The following is a 20,953-nucleotide window of genomic DNA, read 5'->3' on the forward strand; positions in this document are numbered from 1 at the left end:
GCTGCTGCCGAATACTAAACTATAATAATTCGTATTTGAGACGGCGCTATGCCTCAAGCTCTGCAACGACAGATTCTCGCCATCGAGGACGATCCCATCTTGGGCTCGCACCTCAAGACCTCCCTTGAAGCTCACGGCTTCGATGTAACGCTCGTCGATGAAGGCGTCAATGGCCTGGCATTGGCGAGTGACATGGACTTCGACCTTATCCTGCTCGATGTCCTGCTGCCGGAACTGAACGGCCTGGAATTGCTCGCCAGGCTGCGACGCAGCCGCAATACACCGGTGCTGATGATGTCTGCGCTGGGCTCCGAGACCGACCGTATCCAGGGGTTCCACAGCGGCGCCGACGATTACCTGCCCAAACCGTTCAGCATCGAGGAGCTGCAGGTAAGGATTGCAGCGATCCTGCGGCGCGTGGACTACGAGAAAACGCCTCCGGCAGCCGCCGAGGACGATGTACTGCTGTTCGATGACCAGAGCAGCGACCTGCGCCATGAAGGTCGCCGAATCGGCCTGACCTCGACCGAATACCGCCTGCTCAAATTGCTGCACGAATCGATCGGCGAGGTGCTCAGCAAGCCGTTTCTTTATCAGCAGGTGCTGCACCGGGGATTTTCCCAGCATGATCGCAGCCTGGACATGCACATCAGCAATATCCGCCGCAAGCTGTCGCGCGAAGGCGTGAATCGGGTTCGGCTCGAATCGGTCTGGGGCAAGGGTTATCTCCTGAGCAGACAGGACAGCTGAATGCCTGGCCGCCACTCGATATTCTGGAAGCTCGTCATCCTGGTCGCCAGCTTCTGCTTGTCGATGATCTGGGCGGCCGATCATATCGGCCACCAGATCGACCATCACACCTCTTATCTTTCGAAGGAAGCGCATAGCGTCCTCGAAGACTATGCCGCCGAAGCGGACGTAGCGCTGCGCCAGGGGCCGGCAGCCTTGAGTCAATGGCTGGCTGAACTGCGCCAGCGAGAAAATGGCTGGGCGGCTGTGGTGGATCGCCAACTGCTTTCTCGAAGCGACCAGGAGCTGACCGAAGACGAGTACCAGTTACTCACCTTCGTGCGCCACTATGACTGGCCCATGAGTCGCCGAAGCAAGCACCTGCCGCTGGTCAGCATTCCACTCGCAGAGGCGGACGACCAACTGATCATGCGCCTGCCCGAGCGCATGCGCCCCTGGCGCAACCACACACTGCTGACCCTGCTGGCGGTATACCTGCTGCCAGTGCTCTTCTCCGTACTGTTCTGCGGATTGCTTTATGCCCTGCTGATCTCGCCACTGGAACGCCTGCGCCGACAGGCCAACGCGCTGCGTGGTAATCATCTCGACGTGCTGCCGCCACCGGAGATTGCGCTTCGGCGCGACGAACTGGGTGAACTGGGGCGTTCGTTGGTCTATCTGACCCAGCGCCTGCGCAATGCCATTACCCAGCAACAGCAGCTGCTGCGCGATCTGTCTCACGAATTACGCACACCTTTGAGTCGCCTGCGAGTGGCCTGCGAAAGCGAGCTACAGGCCGACGAGTTACGCCAGCGCACCGAGCGTGAAGTCGGCAGCATGCAACAACTGGTGGACAACACACTGGAACTGGCCTGGCTGGACAGCGAGCGACCCCGCTTCGAGTGCCAACCGGTGGACATCGAGGCCCTGTGGGAGGTGCTTTGCGAGGATGCCTGTTTCGAGTCGGGCTGGCCGCGCGAACGCATCCGTTCGGAGCTGCCGGAGGGCTGCCTGGTACTCGGCAACCTCAACGCGCTGGCCCAGGCCATGGAAAACGTCCTGCGCAACGCCATCCGCCACTCCCCCGAACAGGGCATCGTCTGCCTGACGGCCAGGCGCACGGAGGGCTGGTGGAACCTGAGTATCGAAGACCAGGGGAGCGGCGTGTCGGAGAGCGACCTGAAGGTGATCTTTCGCCCCTTCTCCCGCCTCAGCGCCGCACGACCGGGTGGCGACGGTTTCGGCCTGGGACTGGCCATCGCACACGGCATGGTGCGCATGCAGGGCGGTCGGATCTGGGCGGAGAACGGACAGTCCGGCCTGCGGGTGACGATTCGGTTACAAGATGTATAGTTTGTAAATGATCTTTACTATCAAATGAGAATACATAGCATTCACGCCAGATCGGCGTAGCCGCGCCTGTGCCTCGACCGGGCGCCGGCATCCGGGCCGCTGAAAACAATGATGCGTGGATGATTCTCAGGGAGTTGCTGGTAATGGTCATTTTCAAACGAAACAGACTGGCTTGTGCAGTAGCCGTAGCCGCATCCATGAGCGGCCTGGCCCATGCCCAGGATGCGATCGAGCTGCAGCCGACCACCGTGGTCAGTGCGTCGGGCTTCGAGCAGAACATCAAGGATGCGCCGGCAACGATCTCCGTCATTACTGCCGAGGAGCTGAAGAAGCGCTCCTACACGGACATCACCGACGCACTGAAGAACGTTGCCGGCGTGCAGATTTCCGGCGGTGGCGTCGAGCAATCGATCATGGTCCGTGGCATGACTTCGGCCTACACCCTCTTCCTTATCGATGGCCGCCCGGCGCAAGGCAACGATGCCTTTTCCGAGAGGGGATCGCAGGCGGGCACGCCCATCAATTTCCTGCCTCCGCTCGAGTCCATCGAGCGCATCGAGGTCATCCGTGGCCCGGCATCCGCGCTTTATGGCTCCGATGCGATGGGCGGCGTGATCAACATCATCACCAAGAAGGTCAGCAACGAGCTGAGCGGCAGCATCACTACCGAATATACGCTGCCCTCCAAGTCAAACGAACTCAATGAAGATACCTGGCAAACCAGCGCCTACCTCAACGTACCGCTGATCGAGGATGTCCTCGGTCTGCAACTGACGGGCGCTTACCACGATCAGGACGAGAGCCGTTTCGTCGGTGGCAGCGACAGTGCGGCCACCGACCCCGAATACGAAAAGCGTAATGCCGGCGGGAAACTGTCCTGGAATATCGACGAGCAGAACAATCTGACGCTCGGTCATAGCTATACCAAGCAGGAACGCTGGAAAACCCCGGGCAGAAGCCTGCTCGAGACCGACACCCCGACCTACAACGAGTCCATCAAGAAGAACTACTTCATCGAGCATGAAGGCAACTACGACAGCCTTCTGCTGAAGTCCTACGTCAATTACGACCATTCCGAAAATGCCACCACGCTGAACCCCGTGACTGGCAAGGGCATCGAGTACGAGGTGATCACCGCCAATACCCAGGCAACCTATTTCATCGGCTCCCATGCCATCACCGGCGGCCTGACCCACAAGTACGAGAACCTGGAACACAACACCAATGGCCTGCGCGAGCCCGTCGTTGCGGACGCCAACGCCACCGTCGAGATGAACCGTTACCAGAACTCGATCTTCCTCGAAGACAACTGGAACCTGACCGACAGCTTCATCCTGACCCTGAGCGGGCGTCTCGACGACAACCAGGCCTTTGGCAGCCAGTTCAGCCCCAAGGTCTATGGCGTCTATCACCTGAACGACAACTTCACCATCAAGGGCGGCGTCACCACGGGCTACAAGGCACCTGACCTGCGCTCCAGCGCCACGGACTTCGGTTCCACCTCCATGGGCGGCGTGATCATCGGCAACCCCGACCTGACGCCTGAAACCAGTGTGAACCGCGAGATCGGCATCGCCTACGAAGAACAAGATCTGGGGCTGCTCACCACCCTGACCGCCTACGTGATCGATTACGAGGACAAGATCAACCGTACCGGCCGGGTTTGCCCTCAGGACCCCACCGAGAGCGTTCCATGCGTTTACAACGGTACGACGTACCCAGGTCATCGCTTCGGCTACACCGCCTACGAGAACGTGGACGAGGCGGAGCTGCGCGGCATCGAGTGGACCCTGGACTACCGCCTGCTCGACAACCTGACCTATCGCCACAGCTACACCTACACCGAGACCGAGCAGAAGTCGGGCGACTTCAAGGGCAAGCCGCTCAACGATATAGCCAAGCACATGTTCAACGCCTCGCTTGACTGGCAGGCCACCGACCGGATCAACGTCTGGACCCAGTACAACTACCGCGGCAAGACCTCCGGCCGCTGGCAGACCGGCACCAGCGGTTCCGGCACCAACGGTTTCCGCTATCCGGCATACAGCTTCGTCGACGCTGGCGTAGCCTTCAAAGCGACGAACGACCTGACCTTGAAGGCGGGCGTCTACAACCTTGGCAACAAGGAAGTGACCACGGATGGCGAGTACGCCTACAACCTGGACGGTCGACGCTTCATCTTCTCGCTGACCCAGGCGTTCTGATTGGCGCCAGACGAATGCTCCCTGACGGCTCCATCCGTCAGGGAGCATTCGTCTGTATGGAATTCGCACCGCATGCGCAATCGGCACCCGCCCGATCGGTCGCTCAGGAGGCCAGGCAACATGAGCAGCAATGACGGCTACGTGATGGACGTGGCCTATCCGCCACACTTCCACAAGGAACTCCAGCCCGTCTGGCTGGCCAGCCTGGCGCAGTTCCTCGGCTCGACCGCCCCCGACCTCGCCAGACCCTACTCCTATTGCGAACTGGGTTGCGGCATGGGCATCAACCTGCTGGTTGCCGCGGCCACCAATCCCCAGGGACAGTTCGTGGGCGTGGACGCCAACGAACAGGCATTGGCCATCGCCACGGCGGGCGCAAAGGCCATTGGCCTGGATAACCTGCGCTTCATCCATGCCGACTTCGCCCGCTTCGCCCAAGACAACACGCTGTTCTTCGACTTCGTCGTCTGCCATGGCGTCTGGTCGTGGATAGCACCTGCCCAACAGAAGAACATCCTCCAGTTGGTGACCAAGTCACTCAAGCCCAAGGGGCTGTTCTACCTGCACTACATGTGTCATCCCGGCGCGACCCGGATGATCCCGGTGCAAAAACTGCTGAACGACCTGGCACGGCAGTTGCCCGGCACATCCCAGGAAAAGCTCGCTGCCGCACTGGAGTTCGTCGGTAAGCTGGACGCGGTCGGTGCCTTTGCCGACCAGCCCGACCTCAGCAGCAAGATCAGCGCGCTCAAGCAACAGCATCCCGCCTACCTTGCCCACGATTTTCTCACCGACCGCTGGGCGCCCCAGCACTCGGTGGACGTGCATCAATTCGTGGCACAGGCCGGCGTGACCTACATAGGCAGCGCGAATGCCTTCGACAATCTGGAAACCCTCTGCGTACCCGGTGCGATCCAGCCGCTATTGACCGGGCTCGGCTCGCCGGCGCTTCGCGAAACGGTCAAGGACCTGGCCGCCAACCGGCACCAGCGTACCGACCTGTTCCAGCGCGCCCCAGAGCGTCTGAGTCAGCAACAGGTACTGGACCAGGTCGATGCACTTCGCTTCCGGGCATTGCCGGGCACGCCCCGCACGGGCGCCCTGACCTTCCGCACGCCCATCGGCGAAATCCAGGGACCAGCCGAGGCGCTTTCTCCGCTTCTGGAGCGCCTGCACCAAGGCCCTGCGACCTTTGCCGAACTCAGGCAGTTGCCGGCCTTCGCCTCGCACATCGCCACGCTTTCGCAGTCCCTGCAGATGCTGCTCTGGCAAGGCCACGCTCACCCCCAGCGCCCGGAAAGCCTCGCCACGGAAAAGGCGAGCAAGCTGCAGGCCTGGATCGAGCGCAACCAGTTGCGACTGAAGATCGTGTCCGAATGCGGAACGGCGATGCACTGGCAACCTGATACCGAACACTAGGCAAACTCATTTCTGCATCAGAGAACAACAAATGCGAGAGACGCATCCATGACAACCTCCTCCCGTCCTTGGCCGGTGATCTCACGGCTGCTGGCCGCCGTGCTGGGCGGCTACCTGTTCACCTACTGCTTTACCGCAGCCCTGGCCCGCCTTCTGCCCATCGAGCGCCCTGACGCAGCACTGATCTCGACTCTGCTGTCGTTCGCGCTCTACACGGCGTTCATTCTCTGGGCGTTCGCGGTGCATTCGCTGCGCAAGCTGACCCTCGGCGTAGCGCTGAGCCTGCCACTGGCCCTCATCGGCTTCTGGCCGCAACTGCTGGAGCGTCTCGGATGAAATCTTGGATGAAGCAGAAGACTTTCACCCAATCCATGTCCTGGCTGCATACCTGGTGCGGGCTGCTGCTCGGCTGGGTGCTGTTCGCCATCTTCCTTACCGGCACGCTGGCGGTGTTCGATAGGGAGCTGAACTGGTGGATGCAGCCGGAAATCGAGCGTTCGCCGCTGGACCAGGCCGGCGCCGCCGCCACGGCCCAGAAGTGGCTGGAGACCCATCATCCGCAGGAGCAGAACTGGAACATCGGTCTGCCCACCGAACGTTCGCCGGTGCTGTCGGTTTCCGTCGGCGAGCAGCGCCGTGGCGGTGGCACCCTGCTGCATCCGCAAACCGGCGAAACGGTCCAGGCGCGCCAGACCGCAGGTGGCAACTTCTTCTTCCGTTTCCACTACACCCTGCACATGCCGCGCAATATCGGCATCTGGGCGGTGGGTTTCGCCGCCATGGCGATGCTGGTGGCGCTGATCAGCGGCATCGTCATCCACAAGAAGATCTTCAAGGAGTTCTTCACCTTCCGCCCGGCCAAGGGCCAGCGCTCCTGGCTGGACGGGCACAACGCCAGCGCCGTCCTGCTGCTGCCGTTCCACCTGATGATCACCTACACGGGGCTGGTGATCTTCTTTCTCATCTATATGCCGGCGGCGCTCGATGCGCTGTACGACGGCGACCGCCAGGCTCTGCAGCGTGACCTGCGTGGCGCGGTGCAAACACAGGGCGCGCCTGAGCGTGGCGGACGCCAGGCTGGCCGCGAGCGCAGCGAACAGCCGGTGCAAGCCGCTCCACTGTTGCCGCTGGCCGAGTTCATCAGCAAGGGCGAGGCCCATTACGGAGCGGGCATGCTGGCGGGTCTGGCGGTCAGCAACCCCGGCAGGGCCGATGCCCGTGTCACCGTCCGCCCGCTGCTGGGCAGCCGCATCGAACTGACCAAGGGCGAGTCGCTGGTATTCGACGGCGTCAGCGGCAGGGTCGTGCAGGCGCCGCCGCCTTCGCGTGCCAGCCAGCTCACCCAGCGGGTCATGGCCGGCCTGCATTTCGCCCAGTTCGGCGGCTACCCGATGCGCTGGCTGTATTTCGTCTGCGGGCTGGTCAGCTGCGTGATGATCGCCACCGGGCTGGTGCTCTATACCGTCAAGCAGCGCAAGCAGGCCAAGGGTTCGCGGCATTTCCTGAATGTCGTGGAACGGCTCAACGTGGCCACGGTGACCGGCCTCAGCCTGGCCTGCGTCGCCATGCTCTGGAGCAACCGCCTGCTGCCAACGGACCTTGCCGGGCGCAGCGGCTGGGAAATCCGCATGTTCTTCGTCATCTGGCTGGCAAGCCTGGCGCATGCCGCACTGCGCCCGGTGCTGCGCGCCTGGCGTGAGCAGCTGGCTGCAGCGGCCTTGCTGTGCATCGGTCTGCCGCTGCTTGATCTGGCGAGCGGGCTCACCAGCGACGGTTTGCGTCTGGGTGTGGATGGTACGGCCTTGGCACTCGGCCTGCTGCTGGTCTGGGCCGCTCGCAAGATCCCTGCGACCGCCGCTTCTCCTGCGCGCAAGAACCCTCGTCTGATGGAAGCTGCAACATGAACATCACCGCCTTGCTGCTTTCCCTGAGCCTGGCCTACGCCGGCATGCTCGGTTTCTGCCTGGGTATGCAGCGCCACTGGAAACAGCTGGCCAGCGCACGCCTGCCCGCCGTGGCACGACGTATTTGCACGCCGGTCGGCGGGGCGTTGCTGGGCCTGTCCGGCTGGGTTGCAACGGACGTCTGGTCATCCGCAATGGCTGCCGTCGCCTGGTTCGGCCTGATCTCGCTGACCGGCCTGGCGCTTGTAATGCTGATGCCCTACAAGCCGCGCCTGGCGCTTTCGATACCGCTGCTCGGTGCGCTGCTCACAGCGATGAGTACCGTCCTCGGGTAGCCCGGGCTCCGCCATGCCAAGCTCGCCCGATGATCAGCCTTGATCGGGCGGTTTGCCTTCAACTGGCAGTAATCGACGGATAGCGTTTCATCATCAGCCCACACAGCAGCAATGCCGCCAGCGCCAGTGCGCCGCCGAAGAAGCCGATTGTCTCCAACCCCACCTGCTGGCTGACCACGCTACCCAGCAAGGCACCGGCACCGATACCGACGTTGAACAGACCGGAAAAAAGCGCCATGGCGACGTCGGTGGCATCCGAGGCGAAGTGCAGCACCCTGGACTGCAGCACCAGCAGGAAACACAGGACCACCGTTCCCCAGATCACGCTCATCACGCAGAACGCCACCGGCAACCCCGCCAGTGGCCGCAGCGCCAGCAGGCACAGCGCCAGGACCACCAGAGTGCAAACCAGGAACGGTCGCGTGTATCGCGCGCCGTAGCGACTGAACAGCAACGAACCGAAAATCCCGGCGCCACCGAACAGCAGCAGCACCAGGGTGGTCATGTTGTTGCTCATCTGCGCGACTTCCCGGGTGAACGGCTCGATGTAGCTATAGGCCGTGAACTGGGCGGTGACCACCAGCACCGTCAGCGCATAGACGGTGACCAGCAGAGGCCGCTTGAACAGTACCGGCAGGCTGCGCAACGAGCCGGAGTTCTGGCTCGGCAACAGCGGCAAGGTTCGAGCCAGACACAGCAGCGCCAGCGCTGCCGCCACAGCGATGACCAGAAAGGTCGTGCGCCAGCCCATCATCCCGCCAATCACTCGGCCCAAGGGAACGCCCAGCACCATCGCCATGGTGGTGCCGGTGGCGAGCAAACCCAGTGCCTGCGCAGTCTTGCCGGGCGGTGCCACACGTACCGCCAGCGACGCGGTAATCGACCAGAACACCGCATGCGAGAAAGCGATGCCGGTGCGACTGACCAGCAACACCTCGAAGCTCCAGGCAATGCCGGAAAGCAGGTGACTGCCGATGAACAGCAGGAACAGCCAGATCAGCAACTTGCGGCGCTCGATATTGCGCGTCAGCAACATCAGCGGCAGCGAAGCCAGCGCGACGATCCAGGCATAGACCGTCAGCATCAGCCCCACATGCGCGGTGGGCATGTCGAAGCTGCGACCGATATCGCTGAGCAGCCCGACGGGCACGAACTCGGTGGTGTTGAAAATGAACGCAGCCAGCGCCAGCGCGACGACGCTGAGCCAGCGACCGCCGGGAGCGGTCGTTTCCGTATGAGTCATGAGAGAAATGAACCGGGATGCAGGCAAGAAGACCCCAGCTCCTATACTGCGCAGGAAGCTGGTCGGAGCTGTAAACAACGAATCTTATGCCTCATAACGCGCCACGACAACGCTACCCCTGCCCCATATGCCCGGCGGCGGACCCCAAACCCATCCCGAGCCATTACAATGCGTGACTTTCGATTCACATCCGGTCTGCGCTCATGTCTCTGCCCAAGCACCACCTCGAACTGCTCGCCCCCGCCCGCGACGTCACCATCGCCCGCGAAGCCATCCTGCATGGCGCCGATGCCGTGTACATCGGCGGGCCGAGTTTCGGCGCGCGGCACAATGCCGAGAACAGCGTCGAGGATATCGCCGGGCTGGTGGAATTCGCCCATCTGTTCCACGCGCGGGTGTTCGTCACGCTCAACACCATCCTCCACGACGACGAGCTGGAAGCCGCGCGCACGCTGATCCAGCGGTTGCACGAGATCGGCGTCGATGCGCTGATCATCCAGGACATGGGCATCATGGAAATGGACTTGCCGCCCATCGAGATCCACGCCAGCACCCAGACTGACATCCGCACCCTGGAGCGGGCGAAGTTCCTCGATCGTGCCGGCTTCTCCCAGCTGGTGCTGGCGCGCGAGCTGAACCTGGCGGAAATCCGCGCCATCCACGAGCAGGTGGATTCGACTCTGGAATTCTTTATCCACGGCGCGCTGTGCGTGGCGTTCTCCGGGCAGTGCAACATCAGCCATGCGCAGACCGGGCGCAGCGCAAACCGCGGCGACTGCTCCCAGGCCTGCCGCCTGCCGTACACCCTGAAGGACGACCAGGGCCGCGTGGTGGCCTTCGACAAGCACCTGCTGTCGATGAAGGACAACAACCAGAGCGCCAACCTGCGCGCGCTGGTGGAGGCCGGCGTGCGCTCGTTCAAGATCGAAGGCCGCTACAAGGATGTGAGCTACGTGAAGAACATCACCGCTTACTACCGTCAGCGCCTCGACGACATCCTCGAAGACCGCACCGACCTGGCCCGCGCCTCCAGCGGTCGCACCGAGCATTTCTTCGTGCCGGACCCGGACAAGACCTTCCATCGTGGCAGCACCGACTACTTCGTTACCGACCGCAAGATCGACATCGGCGCCTTCGATTCGCCGACCTTCACCGGCCTGCCGGTGGGTGAGGTGCTCAAGGTCGGCAAGCATGATTTCATCGCCTGTACCCGCGAGCCGCTGAGCAATGGCGATGGCCTCAATGTACTGATCAAGCGCGAGGTGGTGGGCTTTCGCGCCAGCGTGGTCGAGCCGCTGAAGGAACTCGAAGAAGACGGCGAAACCCGCTGGCAGTACCGTGTCGAGCCCAACGAGATGCCGGCCGCGCTCAAGCAGCTGCGGCCGAACCACCCGCTCAACCGCAACCTGGACCACAACTGGCAGCAGGCGCTGCTCAAGACCTCCGCAGAGCGCCGCGTCGGCGTGCGCTGGCTGGCCAAGCTGCGTGAAGATGAGCTGGAACTGCACGTCACCAGCGAAGAAGGCGCCTATGCCAGCGTTTCCCTGGCCGGCCCCTTCGGCGAAGCGAAGAAGCCCGAGCAGGTGCCTGGCCAAATCACCGACCTGCTGAGCCAGCTGGGTACCACCATCTACCACGCCGAAGAAGCCGAGATCGACGCGCCCCAGGCATTCTTCATTCCCAATTCCCAGCTCAAGGCCCTGCGCCGCGAGGCCATCGAGTCACTGACCGAAGCCCGCGAAGCCATACGCCCGCGTGGCGCGCGCAAGCCGGTCAGCGTACCGCCGCCGGTCTATCCGGAAGCGCACCTGAGCTTTCTCGCCAACGTCTACAACGAGAAAGCCCGAGCCTTCTACCACCGCTACGGAGTGCAACTGATCGACGCAGCCTACGAGGCCCACGAGGAAACCGGCGAAGTGCCGGTGATGATCACCAAGCACTGCCTGCGCTTCTCCTTCAACCTCTGCCCCAAGCAGGCCAAGGGCGTCACCGGCGTGCGCACCAAGGTCGCGCCGATGCAGCTGGTGCACGGCGACGAGGTGCTGACGCTGAAGTTCGATTGCAAGCCCTGCGAGATGCATGTGATCGGCAAGATCAAGGGCAACATCCTCAACCTGCCGCAGCCGGGCAGCGCGGCCAGCGTGGTCGGGCAGATCAGCCCCGAGGACCTTATGAAGACCATTCGCAGCAGGCCACAGAGCTGACACGTCGTTGAAAAACCTCCTGCGTGCTAAGGTTCGAGCACACTGAAATCACTCTGGAGACGCCCATGTTGCTTCGCCTGGTAACGGCTTTTGTATTCAGCACGACCGCCCTTAGCGCCCTGGCCCATGATGCCCATTCGCATCATCAGCAGATGGCCGAGATGCCCACCGTCAGCGGCGCCTGGTCCCGCGCGATGCCGCCGAGCGCGCCCACCGGCGCGGTGTACTTCACCCTGAACAATCCGGGTGATCGGCAGGAGCGTCTGATCGGCGCGCAGACCCCGCGCGCAGGCAAGACCGAACTGCATACCCATGTACATGAAGGCGACATCATGCGCATGGAGCAAATCGATTCGGTCGAGATTCCCGCTGGCGGGCAGGCGGAGTTCAAGCCTGGCGGCCATCACGTCATGCTGTTCCAGCTGAACGAACCGCTTGTTGCAGGCGAGCATTTTCCGTTGACGCTGATCTTCGAGCATGCCGGCGAGGTCGTCGTCGATGTCGCCATTCAGGAGAACGCGCCGCAAGCCGCTGACGACGCGCACAACCATCATCACCACTGAAACCTGGGCCGGAGCCCAGGCTCCGGCGCTCAGCTACCGGTCGGCGTGCGCATGGTGACGAACTCTTCAGCCGCCGTCGGGTGAATGCCGATGGTTTCATCGAACACACGCTTGGTGGCGCCGGCCTTCAAAGCCACGGCCAGCCCCTGCATGATCTCTCCCGCTTCGGGACCCGCCATGTGGCAGCCCAGCACCCTGTCGGTCTCGGCATCGACCACCAGCTTCATCAGGCTGCGTTCCAGGCTTTCGGTCATGGTCAGCTTCATGGGCCGGAAACGGCTTTCGAACAGCACGAGCTTGTAACCCTGCTCGCGCGCCTGCTCTTCGGTCAGGCCGACGGTGGCCAGATTCGGCAGGCTGAACACCGCCGTGGCGATGGTGTTGTAATCCACCGCTCGATATTCCTCCGGCTTGAACAACTGCCGCGCCACGGCCATGCCCTCGGCCAGCGCCACGGGCGTGAGCTGCACGCGACCGATCACGTCACCGATGGCGAGGATCGATGGCACCGAGGTGCAGAAGCTGTCGTTCACCTTGATGAAACCGCGTTCATCCAGGGCGATATCGACCTGGTCGAGGCCGAGGTTGTCCAGCATCGGCCTGCGCCCGGTGGCGTAGAACACGCAATCGGCTTCCAGGCTGCGGCCATCCTTCAGGGTCGCCAGCAGGCTGCCGTCCGGCTGCTTGTCGATACGCGCGATGTCGGCGTTGAACTGCAGATCGACACCCTTCTTGATCATTTCGTCCTTGAGATGATCACGCAGCGAACCGTCGAAGCCGCGCATGAACAGGTCGCCGCGATAGAGCAGCTTGGTATCGGCACCGCAACCATGGAAGATGGACGCGAACTCCACGGCGATATAGCCACCGCCCACCACCAGGACGCGGCGTGGCAAGGCCTCCAGGTAGAAGGCTTCGTTGGAGGTGATCACATGCTCGCTGCCGGGGAACTCCGGCACATGCGGCCAGCCGCCGGTCGCGATCAGGATATGCCCGGCGCTGTAGCGCTGCCCCTCAACCTCGACGGTATGGCCATCGACCAGCCGCGCGTGGGCCTGCAACAGGGTCACGCCGCTGTCGACCAGCAGATTCTTGTAGATGCCGTTCAGGCGCTGGATTTCCTGATCCTTGTTGGCGATCAGGGTTTTCCAGTCGAAGGTCGCGCCGTCGATGCTCCAGCCGTAGCCCTGGGCTTGAGCGAGGTCATCGGCATAGTGAGCGCCGTAGACCAGCAGTTTTTTCGGGACGCATCCCACGTTGACACAGGTGCCACCCAGATAGCGGCTCTCAGCCACCGCCACCCGCGCACCATAACTCGCCGCGAAGCGCGCGGCCCGAACACCGCCCGAGCCGGCGCCGATGACGAATAGATCGAAGTCGTAAGCCATTGACCGTTATCTCCCTTCAGGAAGGCGCAGCATAACCCAGGCTTTTCGCCTGCTCATCACAGGCGTTTGCATGTGCCCTGGCCTTACCTTCGTCTGTAGGTTACCGAACGCGATCCTGTCTGGCCCACAGGAGCAGAATCAGAATGCCTTGCCGGTGAGATAGAAGTTTTCGTAGCAGAAGTTTGTCGCGGCGATGTAGCCCTCTGCGCTACCGCAATCGAACCGCTGCCCCTTGAACTTGTATGCCAGCACGCAGCCATCTTTCGCCTGGCGCATCAGTGCATCGGTGATCTGGATTTCGCCACCCTTGCCCGGTTCGGTCTGCTCGATCAGTTCGAAGATGTCCGGCGTCAGGATGTAGCGACCGATGATGGCCAGGTTGGAAGGCGCTTCTTCCGGCTTGGGTTTCTCGACCATATGGCTGACGCGGAAGATATCATCGCGAATCATCTCGCCAGCGATCACACCGTACTTGCTGGTTTCCTCCGGCGGCACTTCCTGGATGGCGACGATGGAGCAGCGGAACTGGTTGTACAGCTTGACCATCTGCGCCAGCACAGGATCACCGTCCAGGTTGATACACAGGTCATCGGCCAGTACCACTGCGAACGGCTCATCGCCGATCAGGGGACGACCGCTGAGGATCGCATGGCCGAGGCCTTTCATTTCCACCTGACGGGTATAGGAAAAACTGCACTCGTCGATGAGGCGGCGGATGCCGACAAGGTATTTTTCCTTGTCGGTATTGCGAATCTGGTGTTCGAGTTCGTAACTGATATCGAAGTGGTCTTCCAGCGAGCGCTTGCCACGACCGGTAACGACGGCAATCTGGTTGAGCCCTGCCGCCAATGCCTCTTCAACCCCGTACTGAATCAGGGGCTTGTTCACGACCGGCAGCATTTCCTTGGGCATTGCCTTGGTCGCAGGAAGGAATCGCGTGCCGTAACCGGCCGCAGGAAAAAGGCATTTCTTGATCATGTGAGTCCTTGAAGAAATAGGTTCCGGTTGTTGCGCAGCCCCGACGTCGATAGCCGTTGCCCTGCCGCCTCGTCGGCAGCCCGACGCAGAGGCTACGACCATCGAATTCGAGCGGGGTTCGCGCCTCGGTCACTGCACCAAATGAAAAGTGCATGAAAGAAATGACGGGCGGTAGTTGACCCGCATGGCGATGCATAGCGTGACGCGTGGCACCAGGAATGCCAAGCCCCCTCCTGCTCGTTTTTCTCGCCTTCGACCTGCATTCGGCAGCAAGCCTTCGAACAAGGTCAAAACGTCGCACCGGAAAGCCAAACGACTGATCCAGATCATTGAACTGGCGAATAGTCACCCCAGGCGCAGGCTGACGAGCGTCCGGCAAGACGACCCACTCATACTATGTGAGTATTCACACAAATAGCCTTTGGCCATCAGTCTGGCCGAATGCCGATACCCTTCAAGAAAACCGTTACCGAGCCGATAGAGATGTCTGTCGGGGCCGCCTGACAGGGCGACTCGCGAGATATGCAGCCCTCAGCGAGCCGGTAACAACGGCGACTTGGCCACACCAGCAGCAAATACCAAGGAAAACGATGAACAGCACTCCCGCTACTCGACAAATGTCTGTCCAGGCGAAGATCAACCTGGCCCTGCTGGTGGTATTCGCGCTGGTGCTTTCCGCATCCCTGTTCTATGCGGCCATCACCGAGAAACGGCTGGTACTGCAGGTGGTCGAGCAACAGACCAAGGATGCCGCCGACTCCTATTTCGACAGCATCAACACCATGATGCTGACCGGTACCATGGCCCAGCGCGATGTACTGCGAAACAAGATCCTGGCTCGCCCCGGCGTGATCGATGCACGCATCATTCGCGGCGAGTCGGTCAGCTCGGTCTTCGGTCCCGGATACGCGCACCAGGCACCCGCCGATGCACTGGATCAGCGGGCACTGGCTGGCGAGTCCATCATCGAAGTGGTCCGCGGCCAGAATGGCCGTGTCCTCACCGTCGTCAATCCGATTCTCGGCCACAAGGACTATCGCGGCACCAACTGCCTGACCTGCCACCAGGTGCCGGAAGACTCGGTCATGGGCGCGGTGCGCATCAGCTACGACCTGTCCGCGCTGGATAGCGAGGTCGACCGCAACATCATGATTTCCGCCGGCATTCAATTGCTGCTGCTGCTGGCCGGCCTGCTGGTGATGGGCTACATCATTCGTCGCGTGATCATCAGCCGCATCAACGACATGCGCCACACGATGGAAGCGATGACCGAGAATGAAGACCTCAGTCGTGCCGTCGCCATCCATGCCGAAGACGAAGTCGGCGCCATGGGCCATGCCTTCAACCGCATGATCGGCAAGTTCCGTCACAGTCTCGAAGCGGTTGCGGGGGTTACGCGCAACCTGGGTGAAGTGTCGAAACGTGTCTCCAACGTGGCCGAGAAGACCCATTCGGCGGTCATGGAACAGCGCAACGAAACCGACATGGTCGCCTCGGCCATGAACGAAATGAGCGCCACCGTGCAGGAAGTGGCGCGCCATGCAACCCAGACGGCTTCAGCCTCGAGCGGCGCGGACGATGAATCCAGGCTGGGCGTTCGGGTCGCCACCGAAGCGCTGGACGGTATCGAAGTGCTGATACGTGACATCGAAAATGCCGCCCAGGTGATCAAGCAGGTGGAAGCCGATAGTGTCAGCATCGGCATGGTGCTGAGTGTGATCAACGGCATCGCCGAACAGACCAACCTGCTGGCCCTCAACGCCGCCATCGAAGCGGCACGGGCAGGCGAACAGGGGCGCGGGTTCGCCGTGGTCGCCGACGAAGTGCGTACCCTCGCCTCGCGCACGCAAAAATCCACCGAGGAAATCCAGGCCACCATCGAACAGCTGCAAAACGGCGTGCGCAACGCGGTCAAGGCCATGGAAGAAGCTCAGGTCAAGGCTCATGATGGCTCGGACAGCGTCGCCAAGGTTGCCCAGAGCCTCAACGTGATCGCCGGTGAAGTCGGCACCATCAACGACATGAACACCCAGATCGCCACCGCCGCCGAGGAACAAAGCGCGGTAGCCGAAGAGATCAACCGCAACATCACCACCATCAGCGTCATCGCCGATACCACCTCGACCGATGCCGAGCAGACCTCACAGATCAGCGAAGAACTGGTGCGCCTGGCCGCCGAGCTGAATCGGCTGGTCAGCCAGTTCAAGCTGTAAGGTCGCGCTGCCACCGAAGCCGGGCCTCTGGCCCGGCTTTTGCGTTACAGCGTTGCCGTACCATTCTTGATCTGGGACAGCCGGCCAATGGGCTAGAATCGTCGATAATTCACGTCAGATGCTGTCGGCTGGCCGGTGAACATCCCGGCCAGCCAGAACCCTATCAACCGCAAGGTGAAATTAAATATGGACCAAACGCCGAGCTTCAACCGCGCCCTGGTCGAGAAATATGACCGTCCAGGTCCCCGCTATACCTCCTATCCCACCGCGCCCCAGTTCCATCAGGCCTTCGCCATTGATGACTACCGCAGTGCTGCCCAGGAGACCAACGAGGCCGATGCGCCAAAACCTCTGTCGGTGTACATCCATATCCCCTTCTGCAAAAGCCTCTGCTACTACTGCGCCTGCAACAAGATCATCACCCACAAGACCGAACGTGCCGTTGAGTACCTGGAATACCTCAAGCGTGAAATCCAGATGCAGGGCGCGCTGTTCGACCGCTCGCGCAAGCTGACCCAGCTGCACCTGGGCGGCGGCACCCCGACCTACTTCACCAGCGAACAGCTGGCGGACCTGATGGCGACACTGCATCAGGCGTTCAACATGGACGACAGCGACAATCACGAATTCTCGCTTGAAGTCGACCCGCGCACCGTGACGCCCGAGCAGATTCACGGGTTGCGCAAGCTGGGCTTCAACCGTTTGAGCTTCGGCGTGCAGGACTTCGACGAACAGGTTCAGATCGCAGTCAATCGCATCCAGACCGAAGAGCAGACCCGCGAACTGGTCGAGGCTGCCCGCGCCGCCAGATTCAAGTCCATCAGTGTCGACCTGATCTACGGCCTGCCGCTGCAGACCGTCGACAGCTTCAACACCACGCTGGACAAGATCATCGACATCCGTCCGGATCGCATCGCCGCCTACAGCTACGCGCACCTGCCGGAGCTGGTGCGCGCGCAGAAGCTGATCCGCCCCGAAGACATGCCGCCGCCCGAGCGCAAACTGGAACTGCTGGAGCTGACCATCAGGCGCCTGACCGACGCCGGTTACGTCTATATCGGCATGGATCACTTCTCCCTGCCCGAGGACGAGCTGACCCTGGCCCGCGCCAACGGCACCCTGCAGCGTAACTTCCAGGGCTATTCCACCCATGCCGATTGCGACCTGATAGGCCTGGGCATTTCCTCCATCGGCAAGGTCGGCAACAGCTACAGCCAGAACGTGAAGGAACTGTCGCAATATTACGCACGCCTGAACGAAGGCATGCTGCCGGTGCAGCGCGGCTACAAGCTCAGCGAGGACGACCGCCTGCGTCGCGACGTGATCATCTCGCTGATGTGTCATGGCCGTATCGATTTCGCCGAGATGGAACAGCGTTATGGCATCGTCTTCAAGGACTACTTCGCCGAATCGCTGGCACAACTGAGTGAACATGTGGCCGATGGCCTGGTGGAGATCCGCGACGATGCCCTGCTGCTACTGCCCCAGGGTCACCTGATGATGCGCAACGTGGCCATGGCCTTCGATGCCTATCTCGGTGGCGAGCAGCGGGGGCGGTTCTCGCGCACCGTCTGACCGGACGCGAAAAGACAGACGCAGACAGACGGACGGGGCAGGATTTCGTATCCTGCCCCGTTTTCGCTCCTGAGAAGTGTTCATGTCTGCCAATCCCACCCCTTTTGCCCGCCACATTGCCGTGTTGATGCTGCTGTGCCTGGGCTGCGCGTTCGCAGGCAACCATATCGCCGCCCGTGTCGCCTTCGATGATGGCGCCGGCGTGCTGCTGGCCATCCTGACGCGCTCCGGCGGCACCCTGCTGGCCCTGACGGCACTGGTGTTCTGGCAGCGCCAGACCATTCGATTATCCACCGCAAGCGTCCGCTGGCAACTGCTGCTGGGCCTGCTTATCGCCACCCAGAGCCTGTTTCTATATTCCGCCGTAGCGCGGATTCCCGTGGCGCTGGCGCTGCTGGTGGCCAATGTCTTCCCCATTATTCTGGCGCTACTGACCTGGGGCCTGGGCGGCCCGAGACCCACCGCGCGCAACGCCGTACTCATGGGAGTGATACTGCTCGGGTTATTGCTGGTGCTCGACATTCCGGGCCAGTTGCGCGGCGGCGCAGACCTCGACGCGCAGTGGATGGTCGGCGTGGCGCTGGCCTTCGGCGCCGCCTGCGCATTCGCCAGCGCACTATGGGTCACCGATCACAGACTGTCCCAGGTACGTGGTTCGGTGCGTAGCCTGCTGACCATGCTGGTGGTGTTCTGCAGCGCAGCAATTGCTGGCGCCAGCGATGCGCTGCCCGGCGCGCTGAATACGCCGGCCACAGCCAGTGGCTGGTTCGCCCTGCTGATCCTGATGGTGCTCTATGGCACTGGCTTCATCACACTGTTCATCTCCATCCCGCGGCTGGATATGCCGCGCAATGCGCCGGTCATGAACATCGAGCCGTTGGCGACGCTGGTGATGGGCTGGCTGGTACTGGGACAGATGCTGTCTGCGATACAGATTCTCGGCGGCGCCGTCGTGGTCGCGGGAATCGTCCTGCTGACCTATCGACGAGCCTGAACGGAGAAACCTGAAATGATGACAATGGTGCCCGAAGCCGGACTCGAACCGGCATGACCTTGCGGTCGAGAGATTTTAAGTCTCCTGCGTCTACCGATTTCGCCATTCGGGCGGTAGTGCATTCAAGAGGTCGGACTATATACAGCCCGGATCACCCTCGCAAGTTAAGCTGGAAATAGAAAAAGCCCCGTAAATCAAAGATCTACGGGGCTTTCAATATGGAGGCCGATGTCGGAATCGAACCGGCGTACACGGATTTGCAATCCGCTGCATAACCACTCTGCCAACCGGCCTCAAAACGAAAGCGCCGCACGTTGATGCGGCGCAATCTTTACAAACTGGAGCGGGAAACGAGACTAGAGCCTAGCCCACAACCTTTTGATTTAAAAGGATTTTCCGCAACTGCTGCCTAGGCAACGGACACAATTATGGACTTGTTCGAACAGGCAGGCAAGCCCCCCGCCAATTTTCTTTCGAGATAGTCCTTCGCCTGGTTACCAATCCAGCCACCTGCAGCGGCTATAGGGCGCTTCTCCCCTGAGCGTCACCTGCCTCCACTGAGCACCTCATAATCGCCGTCATTTGAGACACAGCGCTCAATCCCGCCAGATAGCACGATCATTTAATGCTGAGCGTCGCAAATTTCCATTGCTTCGATGTCTGGTCTTTAGATCACAAAACGCGAAGCGGAATCCCGGACGAAAACCCGATCACGAATCGTCACGAGATAGTTTCCCGCCTCAACTGCGCCGGTTCATTGGTGAGAACCGCAACACCGTACGGAGAAAACCAACATGAGGATGCGCCATCTTCATTACTTCTTGGTCGTCGCGGAGGAACTGAGCTATTCGCGTGCAGCTGCCAGAGTCCATATCGAACCCTCCCCTCTCTCCCGGGCCATCAAGGAACTGGAAACGGACTTGGGGGTTCGCTTGTTCCAACGCGCCAGAGGGCGCATTTGTTTGACTTGGGCGGGTGAGGTTTTCCGAGAGGAAGCCCGGAGAATGCTTACTTTCATGGAGGGCGCGCGGACTCGCGTGAGCGCGGCAGCGCGAGGATACCGGGGCCGACTGCGCATAGGCCTGGCCGACGGGCTCGCCCAACCTCGATTGACACGATTGTTGGCCCGCTGCCGTGAGGAAGAACCTCTTACTGAGGTGAGAATCATCGAAATGACGGTCAAGGAGATGAACAATGCGCTAGGGCACGACCAGATTGACGCTGGATTCACTGTGCACACCGAACTCAACAATGGATACGTTAAAGAAGTCGTCTGGACAGACCGCCCTGCGATCGCAATTCCCAGGAACCATCCGCTCCTTGCTCTTGAAAAAATTCCTCTCCAAGAGGTTGCTCGACACGCGCTGGTTCTTTGCCATCCCGAGCTTTGCTCAGGCGGGCACGATGTCATTCGCCGCTGGTTCCACGAGTACACATTGCCTTTTCCTGCGGTGGCCGAATATGTCTCGGGGCATGAGCCAATGATGATGCTCGTGGCTTCGGGTTACGGCATTGGCGTCGGATTGGCGTCGCAAATAACCTTGTATAGTCACCCAGACGTTATCGTTCGCCCCGTCACTGATGATGTCCCATGTACGCCAACATTCATTACCCTGCTTGATCAGCCGCCATCTGAAGAGCTGAGCAGGTTCATCACTCGTGCCCAGCAAGTTGGTGAACTGATTGCTATCTAAATAAATTCCGCAATTGAGAAAGTCTGGCTACAACGGTCATTGCTTAGGCCATGTTGTTTTAGTCACTTGCTTGACCACAAAAGTCACGCTATCGCGGAATAACTACTAGGACCACATGGGGCCGACCGGATATTTTTCCTTCATGGACCTTTCCAGG

General features: G+C 61.2%; 16 protein-coding genes and 2 tRNA genes. 13 read left to right on the forward strand and 5 right to left on the reverse strand.

All coding sequences use genetic code 11. The features are described 5' to 3' along the window. The first annotated feature begins 48 nt into the window (after window positions 1–48). From G7020_RS06705 to G7020_RS06735, 7 genes are all read left to right on the forward strand, one after another. Window positions 49–750: a response regulator transcription factor gene (locus G7020_RS06705; protein ID WP_181083152.1), complete on the forward strand. Its 702-nt coding sequence runs from the start codon at window positions 49–51 to the stop codon at window positions 748–750. Further along, window positions 751–2,082 carry a HAMP domain-containing sensor histidine kinase gene (locus tag G7020_RS06710; protein WP_181083153.1) on the forward strand — a complete coding sequence of 444 codons (1,332 nt, stop codon included), beginning with the start codon at window positions 751–753 and terminating at the stop codon, window positions 2,080–2,082. It abuts the gene before it with no gap. Window positions 2,083–2,225: 143 nt separating this feature from the next. After that, window positions 2,226–4,286 (forward strand): TonB-dependent receptor domain-containing protein, encoded by a 2,061-nt coding sequence (locus G7020_RS06715; RefSeq protein WP_258189266.1) that lies wholly within the window; start codon window positions 2,226–2,228, stop codon window positions 4,284–4,286. 120 nt (window positions 4,287–4,406) lie between these two features. After that, complete coding sequence (locus G7020_RS06720) at window positions 4,407–5,705, forward strand: class I SAM-dependent methyltransferase (protein WP_181083155.1); 1,299 nt, start codon at window positions 4,407–4,409, stop codon at window positions 5,703–5,705. Between the two features lie 48 nt (window positions 5,706–5,753). Then, the gene (locus tag G7020_RS06725) at window positions 5,754–6,041 is read left to right on the forward strand and encodes an iron transporter (RefSeq protein WP_181083156.1); all 288 of its coding nucleotides are present in this window, start codon (window positions 5,754–5,756) and stop codon (window positions 6,039–6,041) included. Between the two features lie 8 nt (window positions 6,042–6,049). Beyond that, window positions 6,050–7,609, forward strand: coding sequence for a PepSY-associated TM helix domain-containing protein (locus G7020_RS06730; protein ID WP_181083157.1), 1,560 nt, complete (start codon window positions 6,050–6,052; stop codon window positions 7,607–7,609). Further along, window positions 7,606–7,944 (forward strand): DUF3325 domain-containing protein, encoded by a 339-nt coding sequence (locus G7020_RS06735; RefSeq protein WP_181083158.1) that lies wholly within the window; start codon window positions 7,606–7,608, stop codon window positions 7,942–7,944. The genes G7020_RS06730 and G7020_RS06735 overlap by 4 nt, the downstream gene beginning before the upstream one ends. A gap of 58 nt (window positions 7,945–8,002) precedes the next feature. On the opposite strand, the gene G7020_RS06740 is transcribed toward G7020_RS06735, so the two are convergent. Then, entirely contained in the window at window positions 8,003–9,187 is a 1,185-nt protein-coding gene (locus tag G7020_RS06740; protein WP_181083159.1) for a sugar transporter, read from the reverse strand. A gap of 203 nt (window positions 9,188–9,390) precedes the next feature. Here G7020_RS06740 and G7020_RS06745 point away from each other — a divergent pair, with 203 nt between their 5' ends. Together G7020_RS06745 and G7020_RS06750 are read left to right on the forward strand one after the other, a co-directional pair. After that, the gene (locus G7020_RS06745; protein ID WP_181083160.1) at window positions 9,391–11,391 is read left to right on the forward strand and encodes a peptidase U32 family protein; all 2,001 of its coding nucleotides are present in this window, start codon (window positions 9,391–9,393) and stop codon (window positions 11,389–11,391) included. A 65-nt stretch (window positions 11,392–11,456) separates the two neighbouring features. Next, complete coding sequence (locus G7020_RS06750; protein ID WP_181083161.1) at window positions 11,457–11,954, forward strand: copper chaperone PCu(A)C; 498 nt, start codon at window positions 11,457–11,459, stop codon at window positions 11,952–11,954. Between the two features lie 29 nt (window positions 11,955–11,983). Here G7020_RS06750 and gorA read toward each other — a convergent pair whose 3' ends face one another. Next, on the reverse strand, window positions 11,984–13,342 hold the full coding sequence (gene gorA / locus G7020_RS06755; protein ID WP_181083162.1) for a glutathione-disulfide reductase: 1,359 nt from the start codon (window positions 13,340–13,342) through the stop codon (window positions 11,984–11,986). A gap of 138 nt (window positions 13,343–13,480) precedes the next feature. Beyond that, on the reverse strand, window positions 13,481–14,320 hold the full coding sequence (gene galU / locus G7020_RS06760) for a UTP--glucose-1-phosphate uridylyltransferase GalU (protein ID WP_181083163.1): 840 nt from the start codon (window positions 14,318–14,320) through the stop codon (window positions 13,481–13,483). Between the two features lie 590 nt (window positions 14,321–14,910). On the opposite strand from galU, the gene G7020_RS06765 reads away from it, so the two are divergent. From G7020_RS06765 to G7020_RS06775, 3 genes are all read left to right on the forward strand, one after another. Beyond that, entirely contained in the window at window positions 14,911–16,533 is a 1,623-nt protein-coding gene (locus tag G7020_RS06765) for a methyl-accepting chemotaxis protein (RefSeq protein WP_181083164.1), read from the forward strand. Between the two features lie 186 nt (window positions 16,534–16,719). Further along, window positions 16,720–18,108: an oxygen-independent coproporphyrinogen III oxidase gene (hemN, locus tag G7020_RS06770; RefSeq protein ID WP_181083165.1), complete on the forward strand. Its 1,389-nt coding sequence runs from the start codon at window positions 16,720–16,722 to the stop codon at window positions 18,106–18,108. Between the two features lie 82 nt (window positions 18,109–18,190). After that, window positions 18,191–19,102, forward strand: a complete 912-nt coding sequence (locus G7020_RS06775) for an EamA family transporter (RefSeq protein WP_181083166.1) — start codon at window positions 18,191–18,193, stop codon at window positions 19,100–19,102. A 25-nt stretch (window positions 19,103–19,127) separates the two neighbouring features. Here G7020_RS06775 and G7020_RS06780 read toward each other — a convergent pair. Continuing rightward, window positions 19,128–19,214: transfer RNA gene (locus tag G7020_RS06780), tRNA-Leu, on the reverse strand. Window positions 19,215–19,321: 107 nt separating this feature from the next. Beyond that, a tRNA-Cys gene (locus G7020_RS06785) sits at window positions 19,322–19,395 on the reverse strand. A 501-nt stretch (window positions 19,396–19,896) separates the two neighbouring features. Here G7020_RS06785 and G7020_RS06790 point away from each other — a divergent pair. After that, a complete protein-coding gene (locus G7020_RS06790; protein ID WP_181083167.1) occupies window positions 19,897–20,796 on the forward strand; it encodes a LysR family transcriptional regulator in 900 nt (299 codons plus the stop codon). Window positions 20,797–20,953: the final 157 nt, after the last annotated feature.

The organism is Stutzerimonas stutzeri (assembly GCF_013522825.1).
In the GTDB taxonomy this organism is placed as follows: domain Bacteria; phylum Pseudomonadota; class Gammaproteobacteria; order Pseudomonadales; family Pseudomonadaceae; genus Stutzerimonas; species Stutzerimonas stutzeri_AK.